This is a genomic window from Haloferax massiliensis (genome assembly GCF_001368915.1).
Classification (GTDB): domain Archaea; phylum Halobacteriota; class Halobacteria; order Halobacteriales; family Haloferacaceae; genus Haloferax; species Haloferax massiliensis.
This window is the reverse complement of sequence record NZ_CSTE01000001.1, coordinates 389,147-403,550: the sequence shown is the minus strand read 5'-3', so window position 1 is coordinate 403,550 and position 14,404 is coordinate 389,147. Positions and strand designations below refer to the sequence as shown.

The window sequence follows — 14,404 nt, the reverse complement described above, 5'->3', positions numbered from 1 at the left end:
CCGATATAGCATGCTAACGTAAGTCAATGTATGATGGACACCTGGGGTTGGATCGTCGTCTACGCCCTCGGGTTGACCCTGCTCCAGCTGCTGGTCTATCGGTACCTCGTCAACGGCGGCGAGCCGACGATGGGCGAGGGAACCGGTCGGGACTCCGCCCGGACGGACCGCTACGTCCATCCCGAAATCGCGGCGTCGCTCGACGACGGCTCGCAGGCTGGCGTACAGACGACGCCGACGGGCGAGCGCATCTGTCCGAACTGCGGGGCCGAAAACGAGGCCGACGCCACGTTCGACCTCTGCTGGAACTGCACCCGACGGCTCCGGTGACGCCCCGCAGCCGAGTCCGTTTTACCGGCCCTCGACTAACTACGCGTATCATGGCCGACGACGACGAACTCCACGGCGAAATCGACGCGCTCGCCCGCGACATCGAGCGGGCGATTCTCGAATTCGACTCGGCCCTCGAACGCCACGCGATGATTCGCCAGACCGCCCGCGAGCCGGTGTTCCGCTCGGAGTCTCCGCAGTTCGACGACGTGCAGAACCTGTTTTTCTGAGTCGGCGCGGCGGGTTATCCTTCGAAGAAGGTGAGTAACAGCGCGATGGCGATGTAGACGCCCGCGCCCAGTAGCGCGAGCCGGACCGGCTGACCGCTCCAGCCGACTGCGTCGGTGTACATCTGAACCGTGAGTAACAGCGCGAGTGCCATCAGCCAGCGTCGAATCGACAGGAGGGACGTCTCGATGTCCATGTGCCCCCGTTCGGACAACTGTCAGTAAAACAGGTTGTGCGCCGACCGGGAATTGAACCTCACTCGCAACGCTTCGCGTTGCTCGCTGCTTCAATTCCCTCGGGCCGCATACACACTCGACAAGAACGAGCAACACGCAGAGCGGTTGCTCGCTCGTTGTCTCGGTAGAAATGCGCCGACCGGGAATTGAACCCGGGCTCCGAGCTTGGGAAGCTCGTGTCCTACCACTGGACCATCGGCGCTCATTGCATTCGCCCCGTGGCTGACTTCACTTCGTTCAGTCACCCATCGGCGCTCACATTCGTTCGCCCCGCGCGTTGTCTCACGTCGTTCGACAACACATCGGCGCGCTACGCTTCGAACCGTCTTCCGAAGCAAAAACTCGTAGACTGCGGGGGCACTTGAACGTAGCGCTTCACCCCATCGAACCCCCGCGGAAACTGGACGCCCGTCCATTGTTTTCGCGTGACACGTGACTATTTGGGCCCCCGGTTCCAACCGGGTTCCATGACATCCGTCGACGTTCTCTCGGAGGACGCACCGTTCGACCTCCTGCTTTCCGACGAGGAACTCGAAGCGCACCGCGAACACATCACGACCTTCATCGAAGACACCGTCGAGGCCGCCGGCGCAGACGGGGCCGTCCTCGGCCTGTCCGGTGGTATCGACTCGACGCTCACCGCCTTCCTCGCCGTCGAAGCGCTCGGGAAGGAGAACCTCCACGGCCTCGTCATGCCGAGCGTGGCAAACGCTGAGGACATGATGAGCGACGCCGAGGGGGTCGCCGAGATGCTGGAAATCGAGTACGACGTGGTCGAGATTCAGCCCATCGCGGAGACCTTCTTCGACACGTTCCCCGAAGCGGCGGACGACCGCATGGCCGCCGGAAACGTCTACGTCCGCACGCGGGCGGTCCTCAACTACTTCGTCGCCAACCACGAGAACCGCATCGTGCTCGGGACGGGCAACCGCGCCGAGGCGATGACCGGCTACTTCACGAAGTACGGCGACCAGGCGGTCGACTGCAACCCCATCGGAAACCTCTACAAACAGCAGGTCCGCCAACTGGCCGCCCACGTCGGCGTCCCGGAAGACCTCGTGTTGCAGACGCCGTCGGCCGAGATGTGGTCCGGCCAGACCGACGAGGGCGAACTCGGCCTCACCTACGACGCGCTCGACGCGATTCTCGCGCTCCACGTGGACGGCCCGCTCTCGAAGTCCGCGACGGTCCGCCACCTCGACGTGACCGAACAACAGGTCGACCGCGTGGTCGGCCTCGTCGAGGGGAGCGCCCACAAGCGGTCGATGCCGCCCGCGCCGTCGGCGCTCGACGTGTGACCGGCCGCTGAACCGCCCTTCCGGCCCCGCCCGCAGAACTCACACTCACTTCTCGCGCGCCGCCGCGATGTCGTCGGCGTTCGCCCGATGCAGTTCCGCGAAGTCGGCGGCTTCCCGTTCGAGCCGTTCGTCCCGGTCGCCGCGGTCGCGCAGTCGCTCCTTGACGATTCGGAGCGACCGGTGGTCGTTGTCGGCCATCGAGGCCGCGACCGCGCGCGGGTCGTCGACGATTCGGGAGACGAGACCCATTCGGAGGGCTTCGTCGGCGTCGACGACGCGGCCCGAAAGCGAGAATTCGAGGGCGTGACCCTCGCCGACGACGCGCGGGAGGCGGACCGTCCCGCCCCACGCGCCGAACAGGCCGAGTCGGACGCCCGGTTCGCCGAGGGTCGCACGCGGGGTCGCCACCCGCACGTCGCAGGCGAGCGCGAGTTCGATGCCGGCCACGACGACCGACTCGGCGGCTTCGATGGCGTCGGCGACGCGTTGGCCGCGTTTTGCGAACGCCTCGGGGTCGTCGAGGTCGGCGACGCTGTCGAGGTCCGCGCCGGCGCAGAACGCCGGGCCGCTCCCCCGGAGGAGGACGACCGGCGCGTCGGCGTCGGCGACCGCGGCTTCGAGCGCGTCGAGGTCGGCCGGTCTGAGGGCGTTCCGTCGCGCCGGGCGGTCGATGGTCACGACCCGGAGGTCGCCGTCGTCCGTCGTCCGTATCATACGCCCGTTGTGCCGTGGTTTTCCAAAGGTCTTTGCCCTCCCAACCGTAAGTCTCGGCCGATGGACGACGCCGTGCGAGCCCGCGAGGCCGCGCGAGAGGCCCTCTCCGACATCGAGCCCGAGGCCCTCCGCGCGGCGCTGGACGAACGCCTCGACGCCGCCTCCTTGACGCCGGCAGTGCTCACGTTCGTGAGCGCGCGGGCCGTCGAACCGAAGGTCGACCTGAACGCGATGGCCCCTCGCGCGGCCGGAGTGCAACTCATCTACGAGGGCCTCCGGCTCACCCGGTCGCTCGCCCACGACGAGCCGTGGACGCACCTCGACTCCCCCGAGGCGGACACCGACGCCGACCTCGACATCCTCGCGGCCGACGTGCTCGTCTCGCGCGGCTTCTACCTCCTCGCCCGAACCGAGGCCGCCGACCACGCCGTCGAGACGGTCCGCGCCTTCGGCCGCGACCAGACCCGCCGCCGCTCGGCAGACGAGGCGGCACGCCCGGACCTCGACGGCGAACTCGAAGTGAACATCTGCACGCTCGCCGTCGTCGCCGGCACCACGGCCGTCGGCTCGGCCCCGCCGACCGCCCTCGTGGAGTACGCCGCCGGGCTGGCCGACACCCACGACGGCGACTTCCCGCCGGCCGACGAGACCGTCTCCGAAGGGACCGTCGAGCGCATCGCGGCCCTCTACCGAGGCGGCGGCGGAGACGACGCGGTCACCTCCGCCGCGGACCGCTAATCGACATACGCTACCACGGTTCCGGGGCGATTCGAATCGAAACCCCTAAAGAGGAACCCGGACAACCAAGGAATGCCTGCCTGGGTAGCTTAGCGGTAAAGCGCGTCCTTGGTAAGGACGAGACCCCGGGTTCAAATCCCGGCCTAGGCTTTCTGTGAGGAACAACGTGACGAGCAGAAGCCGTAGCCGGATTTGAGCAGCGAGCAAATCTCTGATTTGCGAGTGAGTTCAAATCCCGGCCTAGGCTCTTCTCGAACTCCAACTGCCGAGCGAGGCGTCTCGTCGCCGAGCAGTTGCCGGATTTCGGTCGAAACTGACCCGCCCCACTCGCACTCTCACTCCTCCCAGTCCCACCACTCCCCATCACCCTCCGAACCCAACACGTTCGCCTTCGAATACCGCTCAGCCTCCGCCTCAGTCAACGCCGTCGCCCACGGAACTCGCTCGCCCTCCGAACCCGGTCCTCGGCTGTCGTACTCCGCGTATTCGACCGTCTTCTCGGCTTCCGGGCGCGACCAGTTGTGCCAGCCGGCGGGGAGCACGTGCGAGCCCATCCGGGTGCGGATAAACGCGGTCCGGGCGTAATTCCGCCACGGACGGCCGAGATACGCCTCGGACACGTCGGGGTCGGCGGTCAGTTCGCAGTCGAGAAAGACGAAGCCGAAGGGTTCGCTCTCCGGCGTTGAGGCCGCCGTCACGTACGAGTCGGCTTTCGAGTGGACGCGGCAGTCCTCGAAGACGGCGGTCGAACCGCCGAAGACGAAGTCGGTCGTCCCCTCGACGTCGCAGTTCGAGAAGTACTGACGCGCGCCCTCGCCGGCCGCGTAGACGGTGTCTTGGTGGCCGAGGAAGCGGCAGTTCTCGAAGACGGCGCGGTCGGCGTCGACGTGGAGGGCGACGGCCTGTCCGACCGGGCCGGCGCTGTTCTCGACGGTCAGGTTTCGGGCGCGGAAGTCGTTGCCGCGGACCTTCAGCGTGTAGGTGAAGAAGGTGCTGTTGCGCCCGCGGTCGATTTTCTCGAAGTGGTCGCCGTGGGTGATGACCGTCTCTGCGGCGCTCTCGCCGACGAGGGTGACGTCGGGGTTCCACGCGTGGACTTCGACCTTCTCGTCGTACACGCCGCCTCGGACGAGGATGCGGATTCGGTCCGGCGGGAACGACTTCGCGCCGTCGATGGCGGCCTGAATCGTCTCGTAGTCGCCGCTGCCGTCCTTGGCGACGACGTAATCGTACTCGTCGGGGTCGTCGGATTCGGCGAGCGTGCCGAGCAACCCGACGGCGACGCCGAGCGAGACCAACGCGAGGGTGAGGGACGCGAGCATGGCGCGTACGTGACGTGCCGCCGATATACGCTTGGGGGATAGCGGAGGAACTCACGGTCGAGTCGGAGACGGGAACGGGCCACCGCTCGCCCGTCCCGTCCCACACGAATATTCGCGATAGACATTTACACGCACGCGCTGTCGCCTGAGCCATGACACGGTTTTCGCGGTTCGGGCCGACCCGCGTCCGGTGGGCGCTCTGGGCGCTCCTGACGACGGGGTTTCTCCTCGTCAGTTTCCATCGCGTCACCTCGGCGGTCCTCGCCGACGACCTCGCGCGGACGTTCGACACGACCGGCGCGGAACTCGGCATGCTCCACGCCTCCTTTTTCTACATCTACGCCGGCCTGCAGCTCCCGGCGGGCATCCTCGTGGACCGCGCGGGGCCGCGCCGGGTCGCCGCCGGCGGACTCGCCGTGATGGCGCTCGGCGTCTTCGGCTTCGCGCTCGCGCCGACCTACGGGGTGGCGTTCGCCTCGCGGGCGCTTCTCGGCCTCGGTGGAAGCGTCCTCTACACGGCGACGCTCCGGTTCCTCGCGAACTGGTACCGGCCGGACGAGTTCGCCACGATGACCGGGTGGACCGTCGCCGCGGCGGGCATGGGCGGCGTGCTCGCGACGACGCCGCTCGCGGTCGCAATCGACGCGGTCGGCTGGCGTTCGGTCCTTCTCGCGGTCGGCGTCGGCGGCGTCGGCCTCGCCGTCGTGACGTACCTCGCGGTCCGCGACCGGCCGCGAGACGCCGGGTTCGACCCCCTCGACGGCGTTCGTCCGCCCGCGTCGTCGGTCGAACTCGGGACGGTCATCGAGAACACGAGGCGCGTCCTCCGCGAGGGCGAGACGTGGCTGATGGGGACGATGCTGTTTCTGGTCTTGGGCACGAACTTCACCGTCACCGGCCTGTGGGGCGTGCCCTACATCGCCGACCTCTACGACCTGTCGGTCCGGACGGCGTCGCTTTTCGTCTTCGTCGGCAACGTCGGCTTCCTCCTCGGGTCGCCCGTGCTCGGGACGCTCTCGGACCGCATCGGCTACCGCACCGAACTCATCGTCGCCTCCTGTGTCATCTTCACCCTCGCGTACGGACTCGTCTTCCTCCTCGTGACGCCGCCGCTCTTGCTCGTCGGCGTCCTGCTGTTCTCGGCGCTGTTCGTCATGGGCGGGGCCGTCATCGCCTTCACGGTCGCCAAGGAGCGCCACGACGCCACCGCGAGCGCGACGGCCACGGGCGCGATAAACAGCATGGGCTACTTCGGCGCGGCGCTGCTCCCGGCGGTGATGGGCCTCGCCCTCGACGCCTACTGGACGGGCGAGACGGTGGCCGGCGCGCGGGTCTACACGCCGACCGGCTACCGCGTCGCGTTCGGCATCGCCACCGCCGCGGGCGTCGTCGCGGTGTGCTGTGCGTACCTGCTCCACCGGCGGGAGTCCCGGACCGACGCGGCCCCGTCGGCGACCGCGGAGCCGACCGACTGAGGAACGTGTCGCTCCCCGCTAACGCAACCGCCTCAGCCCTCGTATCGCGCTAACACGAACGGGTACTGACTCCCGAGTTCGTCGTCCACGACGAACTCGGATTCGACCGCGAACCCGGTCGAATCGAGCGTTTCGTAGGTCTCCTCGATGTCGGGGAAACTCCAGCGCATCTCGACGCCGCTGTCGAGCCAGTCGGGGTTCGACCCGGACCACGCCTCGCCGCCGACGGTCGAAAGCAGGGTGCCGCCGGGCCGGAGGACGCGGGCGAACTCCGCGAACACCCGTTCGTGTTCTGCGATTGGGACGTGGATGACGGAGTAGAACGCGCAGACGGCGTCGAAGGCGTCCGAGCGAACCGGGAGCGCCGTCATGTCGCCCTGCCCGAACCTCGCCGCCGGCACGTCCCGTCGGGCGAGTCGCAGTTGTTCGCGGGAGAAGTCGACGCCGACCACGTCGAAGTCGGCCGCGAGGGCGTCCGTCACGGGCGTTCCCTGCCCGCATCCGGCGTCGAGGACCCGCGCGCCCGAGTCGAGAGCGTCGGCGAGCTCGTCGAGCGCCGCGGGCGCGTCGTCGTTCCGCTGGTCGCGGTAGTCGTCGGCGAGGCGGTCGTACGCGTCTCTGACGGCGCGTCGTTGGTCTGTCATTCTGGAACTCTGGTGAGTTCGACCGCGCGGTCGCCGGATAAGTGTCTTGTCCCGGTCGGCCCGCTCGCGGGCTGTCGGTTCGAGACGGAAGCGACGCTGAAAAACGGAGAATCGGTGGTCGAGACGCCTCGAAAACGGGGAGCCGCTTACCGAAGGTCGCGGACGAACCGCTCCGGTACGTAGTCGACGACGTGGTCGGGTATCGCCGCGACGGCGGTCTCGGCGATGGCGACCATCGGCTTGCGGAGCAGGACGTAGACGCCGGAGACGGCGACCGCGGCGATGACGAGCGTCTCGGCGAGGCCGTCGAACGCGAGGACCGGCGGGACGGCGAAGGCGAGCGTCAGCGCGAGGTCCTCGGGCGCGCCGTCGTAGCGAATCAGCCGCTTCGGGGCGAGCCACCGGCCGTTCCAGTGGTCGTAGACGGCGCGCTCGGAGGTGCCGAGCCACGGCTTGAGTTCGAGGCCGCCGCCGAGCACGTCCGACGCGGAGTGGAGCGCGGCCGCCGCGAGGAACAGCGCGACCGCGAGCGTGGTCGTGGTCGGGTTCAGCGCGGCGACCGCGACTGCGGGCACGGCGAGCGCGCTGAAGTACACGGGGAAGTGGAGAGTCTTCCGGTGGCCCGCGTACAGGTCGAAGTCGGGGAACAGGCCGCCGAGTGCGGCCGCGAGCACCGGGAGCATCCCGGCCTCGGGGACCAGCGCCCACACGGCGGTGCCGAGAACGACACCCGCGAGGGCGTGAGTGGTGGCCATCATCGGTGGAGCGTATGCAATCAGGGCGAAAAACGGTGTCGGTGGTCGTGCTAGCTAGTCACACGCTCGAATTTAGGGCGCTCAGGTCGTAGCGCACCGCAATGGTCTCTCGTCGAATCGAGCGACTGGCGGGGCGGGCGATTCAGGCCGTCATCCTGTGTATCTTCCTCGTCGGCGTCTACACGCGGAACCTGAGCGTCGTCGTCAACGCGGTGCTCGCGCTGAGCGCGACGTTCCTCCCCGCGGTGCTCCGCCGCGACTGGCAGATTCGGCTCCACCCGCTTCTCGGCCTCTGGTTGGCGCTGGCGGTGTTGCTCCACGCCGTCGGCATGCTCGGCCCGTACAACTACATCGACTGGTGGGACCACGTCACCCACACGCTCTCGGCGACCGTGGTCGCGGCCGTCGGTTACGTCACCGCGCGGGCCGTCGACGAGTACACCGAGGCCGTCTACCTCCCCGACCGTTTCATGTTCGTCTACATCCTGCTTTTCACGCTCGCGGCCGGCGTGTTCTGGGAGGTACTGGAGTTCGGCGCGCGCCTCGCCGCCGAGGCCATCGGCTCTGAGGCCGTCCTCGTCCAGTACGGACTCGCCGACACCATCGTCGACCTCGTCTTCGACACGGTCGGCGCGGTGCTCGTCGCCCTCTTCGGAGCGCCGCCGCTCGCCGACACCATCGATTCGGTTCGGGAGCGACTCGAACGGACCCGACCCTGACGGGGCCATCTTTTAGCCACCCGGTGTGCATACTACTACCATGAAACTCGTTATCGTTGGGTACGGACGTGTGGGCTCGCGGACCGCTCGCGTGCTCCGCGAGGAGGGCCACGACGTGACGGTCGTCGACAACGACGAAAAGAAGGTCGACCGCGCCCGCGACGAGGGGTTCGAGGCCGTTCTCGGCGACGGCGGAACCGAGAGCGTGCTGCGGGAGGCGGGCGTCGAGGGAGCGGACGCCGTCGGCGGACTGACCGGCGACCCGAACGTCAACTTCGCGGCCTGCATGCTCGGCAAGGAGTTCGACTGCCGGACGGTCATGCGCATCAGCGAGGACTACCGGCAGGAGATTTACGAGCGCTACGCCGACGACGTGGACGAGATTATCTACCCCGAACGCCTCGGCGCGGCCGGCGCGAAGACGGCGCTTCTCGGCGGCGACTTCAACGCCATCGGCGACCTGACCGACCAGCTCCGACTGACGACGGTGACCGTCCCCGACGGCGCGCCCGTCGTCGGCCAGCACGTCGCCAACATCGACCTCGGTGCCGACGGTCGCGTCTACGCCCACGGCCGGGAGCGCGAGCCGATGACGATTCCGCTTCCCGGGACTGCCGTCGAGCCCGGCGACCAGCTCGCGCTCCTCACGGAGCGAAACGCGCTGGAGCGAGTCCGGTCGAAACTGCTCGGCTGACCCGACGCAGACGCCGGTCGTCGCGGCCGAGACGCCGCTCTGCGGCGCAGTCTACCTCGGAAAACAGCGCCGTGGTGGCGGCGCCGCGTGTCGTACCGGGGGAAACCAGAACGACGATGGTGGTGGTGGTTTTCGTGCCGGGCGCGCCGGTGGGAGGATGGGAACTGAGGCCGAATGCGCGCCCCATCCTCGGGTACGTACGGGGAACCTTAAATCTGCGTCAGACGGGGGTCACACGCCATCTACACGCAAAATCTGCTGTTATACCGGTGACGAGACCGCGGCTGACGCCCCGCGTTCAGTAGACGAGTTTCCCCTCGACGAACTGGCGGACCCGGTCGTCGTCCGGCGACTCGAACACCGCGTCGGTCGCCCCCGATTCGATGCACGTCCCGCCGAGGATGACGGCCGTCCGGTCCGACACCCGCCGGGCCTGCTGCATGTCGTGGGTGGCGAGCGCGACGGCGATGCCGCGGTCTCTGGCCGCGCGCATCGCCGACTCGATGGCGGCGGTGTTCCGCGGGTCGAGGTTCGAGGTCGGCTCGTCCAGCAGTAACACGTCGGGGTCGGGCGCGAGCGCGCGAGCGATGGCGACGCGCTGGGCCTCCCCGGCCGACAGCGAGCCGGCGTCGCGGTCGACCTTGTCGAACATGCCGACGGTCCGAAGGGCGTCGCCGACGGTGTCTGCGCGCTCGTCGCGGCCGAACAGCCCCGCTACCGCGTCGCGGACGCGAGCCGACCACGGTCGGCGGACGCGGAGCCCGTAGGAGACGTTCTCCGCGACCGTCGTCGAAAAGAGGCTCCGGGTCTGGAACGCCATCCCGACCCGGCGTCTGACCGCCAGCCGGCGAGCCTCCGGGAGGTCCCACACGTCGTCGCCGCCGACTTCGACCGTCCCCTCGTCGGGACGCTCGAACATGGCGAGCAGTCGGAAGAGCGTCGTCTTCCCCGTCCCCGAGGGACCGACGACGGCGAGAATTTCGCCCGGTTCGACGGCGAGCGAGACGTCGTCCAGCACCGCGCCGTCGCCGAAACCGTGGCTGAGGTCGCGGGCCGCGAGCCGAGTCCGACCGTGCCGCGCGCCGGTCGATGTGGAGTCGGACCCGTCGGACTCCCCGCCACCGTGGAGCCCGGCCGTCATCGTCCCCTCCCGTTCCGTCCGGGAGTCCGGTCGCGGAACCGCGCGCCGAGGGCGTTCACGCCGAGGACGAGCGCGAGCAGGATGGCTCCGAGGGCGATGCCAGTCTCGATGTTCCCCTTCCGCGCCTCGACGGTGATGGCCGTCGTGAGCGTCCGGGTGAACGACGTGCTGTCCGAGAAGACGATGTTGCCGCCGACGATGAGCACGGAGCCGACCTCGCTGATGGCGCGGCCGTAGGCGGCCAGAAGCGCCGTGACGATGCCGTACCGCGCCTCGCGGACGACCAACAGCGCCACGTCAGTCGAGGTGCCGCCGGCGGCGAACGCGGCGTCTCTGAGGTCCTGCGGGACCGACTGGACCGCCGACAGCGAGACGCTCACGAGGACGGGAAGCGCGAGGACGGTCTGCGAGAGAATCATCGCCTCGGGCGTAAACAGCAGTTCGAACGCCCCCAGCGGCCCCGACCGGGAGAGCGCCAAGAGCACGACGAGCCCCACGACGACGCTCGGAAAGCCCATGCCGGTCGAGATGAGCGAGGTCACGGCGGACTTCCCGGTGAAGTCGCGAAAGCCGACCAAAAGCGAGATGGGCAGGCCGATTGCGGCGCTGAGCGCGACCGCCGCGGTGCTCACGTACAGCGAGACGGCCGTGATGCTGACGAGGTAGGTGAGGTTCAGGTCGCCGAGGCCGAACACGGTCGGTGGTGGGGTCCGACCGGACTAAAAGTCCTCGGGGACGTGCTGTGCCACCCACGACTCGAACTGCGCGTCGGACACCGACGCCGACGACGAGGCGTTCTCCCCGCCGTCGTAGTTCTCGGGGACGTACTGGCCGAACTGCGGCTCCTCCGAGAGCGCGTTGGGGAAGAACAGCTGGGACCCGTTCGCCGTGTAGTTGCTGATTATCTCCTGTCCCTCGGGCCCCGTGAGGAAGCCGGCGTAGGCCATCGCCAGCGAGTAGTTCACGTCGGGGTACTTCGCGGGGTTCACGGGGATGACGCCGTAGGGGTTCTTCAGGATGGTCGGTCCGCCCTTGAGCGGCCCCTGCACCTGGATTTCGAGGTCGACGTTGTCCTGCGTCGCGAGGAACGTCCCGCGGTCCGAGAGCGTGTACGCGCCCGACTGGTCGGCCTGTACGAGCGTGTCGCCCATGCCCTTGCCGATTTCGCGGTACCACCTTCCCGACGGCTCGACGCCGGCGGCCTCCCAGATGAGCAGTTCCTTCTTGTTCGTCCCCGAGTCGTCGCCGCGGGAGACGAACGTCGCCTCGGCCTCGGCGATGGTCGCAAAGGCGTCGGTCGCGCTCTCCATCCCCGAGATGCCCGCGGGGTCGTCGGCCGGCCCGACGACGACGAAGTCGTTGAACATCACGTCGCGGCGGTTGACGCCGTAGCCGTCCCGGAGGAACTCGTCTTCAGCGCCGCGGGCGTGGACGAGAATCACGTCCGCGTCGCCGTTCCGCGCCGTCTCGATGGCCGCGCCGGTCCCCTGCGAGATGGTCTTCACCCGGGCGTTGAACTGCTCCTCGAACACCGGGTTCAGGGCGTCGAGCAGCCCCGTGTCGTACGTGCTCGTCGTCGTCGCCAGCGTCAGCTCCCGGGTCGCGCCGCTCTCGCCCTCGCTTCGGCTCCCGCCGGAGCCCTCCGCAGTCTCGTTGTTCGCCTCCGGGGGACTCGCGTTCCCCGTGCATCCGCTCAGTCCGAGAACCGCGCCGACACCGGCGGCCTGTAGGAAGCGCCGTCGCTCTATCGCCATGCATTGTGGTTCGCCGAACGGGGAATAACTGTTTCCCATGTGATGTAACCACAACCGATTTCAATCACGGGGATTTGAAACGACCTGAGCCGGAAATCGGTTGCGTCGGATTCTTTTCGAACCCCTCCGTCCTAGCGCACATGAGTTGGGAATCGCTCTTCGCCCGCGCCGCCGCCTACGAGACCACCGAAGCCGACGTCACCGAGGCGCTCCGCGCCCGGCGGGGCGACGATGCCTGAGACGGAGCCCTCGCCCGCGCGGGTCGTCGCCGACGCCGACGTGCTCGCGGCGGACCTCCTCGCCGACGGTCCCGCGAGAGCGGCGCTCGACCACCTCCGGCGGCACTCGTGGACGACGCTCGTCGCCAGCGACCCGCTTCTCGACGACACCGAGGCGGTCGTCTCGTCGCTCGCGGACGCCGACCTCGCGGCCGACTGGCGCGAGAAGGTCGACTCGTGGGCCGAACTCGTCTCCCACCCGGACGGCGACAACCCCGCGCTGGCGTCGGCCTACCGCGGCGGCGCGATGCACCTCCTCACGTTCGACGACCGGCTGAGTTCGGCGCGGGCGGGCGCGGCGCTCGGCGGTCGCTTCCCGGTCAGTATTCGCCATCCGAAGGCGTTCGCGTCGCTGTTCGCGCCGGAGAGCCTCTACGTCGAAGTCGAAGGCGGGTCGTACCCCGGCCCGGACCGCGACCCGCGGGCGTAGTCGCCAGCGCCGGCCGGATCGCCGACCACCCGTCGGCTCAGTCGTTGAGGACGCGCGTCACCGCGAAGATGGCGAGGACGGTCACGAGGCCGAACGCGACGGCGACACCGAGGCCCTGCGAGGCGTCGCCGAAGAACACCGCGATGGCGGCGAAGACGGCGATTCCGTAGCCGCTGGCCGCGCCGGCGGCGACGACGTTCGCTCGGTTCATACGTCCCCGTACGCGCCCGTCGTGCCTGAGTGGCGACCCCCGCGATTGCGGGGAATGACGGGGCCAGGGTCAGCTGTCAATCGGGCGGCGCGCGCGCGGTCGATACCGCTGGAGGGGTCGGTGACGAGGGGAAGGGGCTCGTCGTAGTCGGGGAACATCACGACTAGTCTGTCAACGCCGAACGTATCAAATTGTTCGCTCGCAAACCAGTCTCGACGTTAGTTCCCGTCGCCGTCGGTCCCGGCGCGCTCGACGGTACAGCCGAGCGATTCGAGTTTCGTCGCGGCCGCCGCCACGTCGCCCCCCGGGACGAGCACGTGGTCGGTCGAGTACGCCGACAGCGCGAATATCGAGATGTCCTCCTCGGCGAGCGCGCCCGCGACCCGCGCCAGAAAGCCGACGAGTTCGAACGGCAGGACCATCTCGAAGGTGAGTCGCTTCCAGCCCCGCTCGACGTCGATGGCGGCCGCCTCGTCGACCTGTCCCTCCTCGACAACGACGGTCGTCTCGTTCTCGTCTCGAATCGTCGCGAAGGCGTCCGGGTCGCCCCGCTCGGTCTTGACGACCGCGTAGGTCGCCGCCGAGACGGTCACGGTCCCGCCCTCGAAGAAGTCGCTCGGGTCCATGCGTCTCGGGGTCGCTCCGCCGGGGTAAACGTAGCGGCCGGTGGCGGTGGTCGCCGGCCGCTCCCGTTCAGCGAACTTCCGTCGGACGCTTCGCTACCGCTCGGCGTACTTCCGTCGGACGCTTCGCGCCCGACGACGTTTGCTTCGCTCACTCCGTTCGCTCAGCAAACCACGTCGCGAACTTCGCCAACGCCCGCCCGCGGTGGGAGATGCCGTTTTTCTCCTCGGCGCTCATCTCCGCGAACGTCGCGCCGTCGTGTTCGAAGATGGGGTCGTAGCCGAAGCCGCCCTCGCCGCGCGGCGGGACGATGCGGCCGTTGACGCTCCCCGTAAAGAGTTTCACCGGGAGCGCCTCCGTCTCCTCCGCGTCCTGCTCCGCGCCGCGGGCGGCCGCGACGGTCCGGTCGTCGCGGTCTATCGGGTCCGGACTCGCCTCGAAGGGCTCGCCGTCGCAGTACGCGAGGACACATCGGAAGGAGGCCCGCCGGGGCTCGTCGAGTTCGGCCGCGGCCAGTCGGTGGACCGCCTCGACGCCGAGGGTGTCTTCGACGTACGAGGAGTACGGGCCCGGGAAGCCCTCGAAGCCGTCGATGAAGAGCCCGGCGTCGTCCACGAGCACCGGTTCGTCGGCGTAGCGGTACGCCTCGCGCGCGCCGTGGGCCGCGATGGGGCCGAGGTCGGACGCCTGTACCTCGGTGTAGTCGAAGTCGAGTTGGGTCACGTCGTCGTCGAGGTACGAAAGCGCCTCGCGGACCTTCCCCGCGTTCGTGGTGACGTATCGGAGCATGCCCGCCCCTCCGCGGGCGGACGT

The 14,404-nt window shown here is 68.7% G+C and carries 19 protein-coding genes and 2 tRNA genes; 9 read left to right on the top strand and 12 right to left on the bottom strand.

The features are described 5' to 3' along the window. Positions 1-33 precede the first annotated feature (33 nt). The gene (locus BN996_RS01905) at positions 34-330 is read left to right on the top strand and encodes a DUF7577 domain-containing protein (RefSeq protein ID WP_089776920.1); all 297 of its coding nucleotides are present in this window, start codon (positions 34-36) and stop codon (positions 328-330) included. Between the two features lie 50 nt (positions 331-380). Continuing rightward, complete coding sequence (locus BN996_RS01900) at positions 381-560, top strand: hypothetical protein (RefSeq protein WP_004967471.1); 180 nt, start codon at positions 381-383, stop codon at positions 558-560. 14 nt (positions 561-574) lie between these two features. On the opposite strand, the gene BN996_RS01895 is transcribed toward BN996_RS01900, so the two are convergent. Beyond that, entirely contained in the window at positions 575-754 is a 180-nt protein-coding gene (locus BN996_RS01895; RefSeq protein ID WP_089776919.1) for a hypothetical protein, read from the bottom strand. Positions 755-925: 171 nt separating this feature from the next. Further along, positions 926-996: transfer RNA gene (locus BN996_RS01890), tRNA-Gly, on the bottom strand. Between the two features lie 265 nt (positions 997-1,261). Here BN996_RS01890 and BN996_RS01885 point away from each other — a divergent pair. Beyond that, positions 1,262-2,092 carry an NAD+ synthase gene (locus tag BN996_RS01885; protein ID WP_089776918.1) on the top strand — a complete coding sequence of 277 codons (831 nt, stop codon included), beginning with the start codon at positions 1,262-1,264 and terminating at the stop codon, positions 2,090-2,092. 45 nt (positions 2,093-2,137) lie between these two features. On the opposite strand, the gene BN996_RS01880 is transcribed toward BN996_RS01885, so the two are convergent. Further along, positions 2,138-2,806, bottom strand: a complete 669-nt coding sequence (locus BN996_RS01880) for an enoyl-CoA hydratase/isomerase family protein (RefSeq protein ID WP_089776917.1) — start codon at positions 2,804-2,806, stop codon at positions 2,138-2,140. A 60-nt stretch (positions 2,807-2,866) separates the two neighbouring features. Between BN996_RS01880 and BN996_RS01875 the strand changes: the two genes are divergently transcribed. Beyond that, complete coding sequence (locus BN996_RS01875) at positions 2,867-3,544, top strand: DUF7114 family protein (RefSeq protein WP_089776916.1); 678 nt, start codon at positions 2,867-2,869, stop codon at positions 3,542-3,544. A gap of 78 nt (positions 3,545-3,622) precedes the next feature. Continuing rightward, positions 3,623-3,694, top strand: a tRNA-Thr gene (locus tag BN996_RS01870). A 185-nt stretch (positions 3,695-3,879) separates the two neighbouring features. On the opposite strand, the gene BN996_RS01865 is transcribed toward BN996_RS01870, so the two are convergent. Continuing rightward, entirely contained in the window at positions 3,880-4,866 is a 987-nt protein-coding gene (locus BN996_RS01865; protein WP_089776915.1) for a pectinesterase family protein, read from the bottom strand. A 152-nt stretch (positions 4,867-5,018) separates the two neighbouring features. Here BN996_RS01865 and BN996_RS01860 point away from each other — a divergent pair, with 152 nt between their 5' ends. Beyond that, positions 5,019-6,341, top strand: coding sequence for an MFS transporter (locus tag BN996_RS01860; protein ID WP_089776914.1), 1,323 nt, complete (start codon positions 5,019-5,021; stop codon positions 6,339-6,341). Between the two features lie 32 nt (positions 6,342-6,373). On the opposite strand, the gene BN996_RS01855 is transcribed toward BN996_RS01860, so the two are convergent. After that, complete coding sequence (locus BN996_RS01855) at positions 6,374-6,985, bottom strand: class I SAM-dependent methyltransferase (RefSeq protein WP_089776913.1); 612 nt, start codon at positions 6,983-6,985, stop codon at positions 6,374-6,376. A gap of 146 nt (positions 6,986-7,131) precedes the next feature. Beyond that, positions 7,132-7,743: a metal-dependent hydrolase gene (locus tag BN996_RS01850; protein WP_172795736.1), complete on the bottom strand. Its 612-nt coding sequence runs from the start codon at positions 7,741-7,743 to the stop codon at positions 7,132-7,134. Between the two features lie 98 nt (positions 7,744-7,841). On the opposite strand from BN996_RS01850, the gene BN996_RS01845 reads away from it, so the two are divergent. Next, a complete protein-coding gene (locus tag BN996_RS01845; protein WP_089776912.1) occupies positions 7,842-8,459 on the top strand; it encodes a DUF2238 domain-containing protein in 618 nt (205 codons plus the stop codon). A gap of 40 nt (positions 8,460-8,499) precedes the next feature. After that, entirely contained in the window at positions 8,500-9,153 is a 654-nt protein-coding gene (locus BN996_RS01840; protein WP_089776911.1) for a potassium channel family protein, read from the top strand. A gap of 298 nt (positions 9,154-9,451) precedes the next feature. Here the strand turns inward: BN996_RS01840 and BN996_RS01835 are convergent, their stop codons facing one another. The 3 genes from BN996_RS01835 to BN996_RS01825 are packed head-to-tail and all read right to left on the bottom strand — an operon-like array spanning position 9,452 to position 12,048. Next, on the bottom strand, positions 9,452-10,294 hold the full coding sequence (locus tag BN996_RS01835) for an ABC transporter ATP-binding protein (protein ID WP_193310917.1): 843 nt from the start codon (positions 10,292-10,294) through the stop codon (positions 9,452-9,454). Then, entirely contained in the window at positions 10,291-10,989 is a 699-nt protein-coding gene (locus BN996_RS01830) for an ABC transporter permease (protein ID WP_089776910.1), read from the bottom strand. Before BN996_RS01830 ends, BN996_RS01835 begins: the two co-directional genes overlap by 4 nt. Before the next feature lie 24 nt (positions 10,990-11,013). Beyond that, positions 11,014-12,048 (bottom strand): ABC transporter substrate-binding protein, encoded by a 1,035-nt coding sequence (locus BN996_RS01825; protein WP_089776909.1) that lies wholly within the window; start codon positions 12,046-12,048, stop codon positions 11,014-11,016. Positions 12,049-12,279: 231 nt separating this feature from the next. Here BN996_RS01825 and BN996_RS01820 point away from each other — a divergent pair, with 231 nt between their 5' ends. Next, positions 12,280-12,756: a PIN domain-containing protein gene (locus BN996_RS01820; RefSeq protein ID WP_089776908.1), complete on the top strand. Its 477-nt coding sequence runs from the start codon at positions 12,280-12,282 to the stop codon at positions 12,754-12,756. 37 nt (positions 12,757-12,793) lie between these two features. On the opposite strand, the gene BN996_RS19930 is transcribed toward BN996_RS01820, so the two are convergent. The 3 genes from BN996_RS19930 to BN996_RS01810 all read right to left on the bottom strand — a co-directional run bounded on the left by BN996_RS19930 (position 12,794) and on the right by BN996_RS01810 (position 14,380). Beyond that, positions 12,794-12,967: a hypothetical protein gene (locus tag BN996_RS19930; protein ID WP_167344088.1), complete on the bottom strand. Its 174-nt coding sequence runs from the start codon at positions 12,965-12,967 to the stop codon at positions 12,794-12,796. Between the two features lie 218 nt (positions 12,968-13,185). Beyond that, on the bottom strand, positions 13,186-13,593 hold the full coding sequence (locus BN996_RS01815; RefSeq protein WP_089776907.1) for an ACT domain-containing protein: 408 nt from the start codon (positions 13,591-13,593) through the stop codon (positions 13,186-13,188). A gap of 148 nt (positions 13,594-13,741) precedes the next feature. Then, positions 13,742-14,380: a non-canonical purine NTP pyrophosphatase gene (locus BN996_RS01810; RefSeq protein WP_089776906.1), complete on the bottom strand. Its 639-nt coding sequence runs from the start codon at positions 14,378-14,380 to the stop codon at positions 13,742-13,744. Positions 14,381-14,404: the final 24 nt, after the last annotated feature.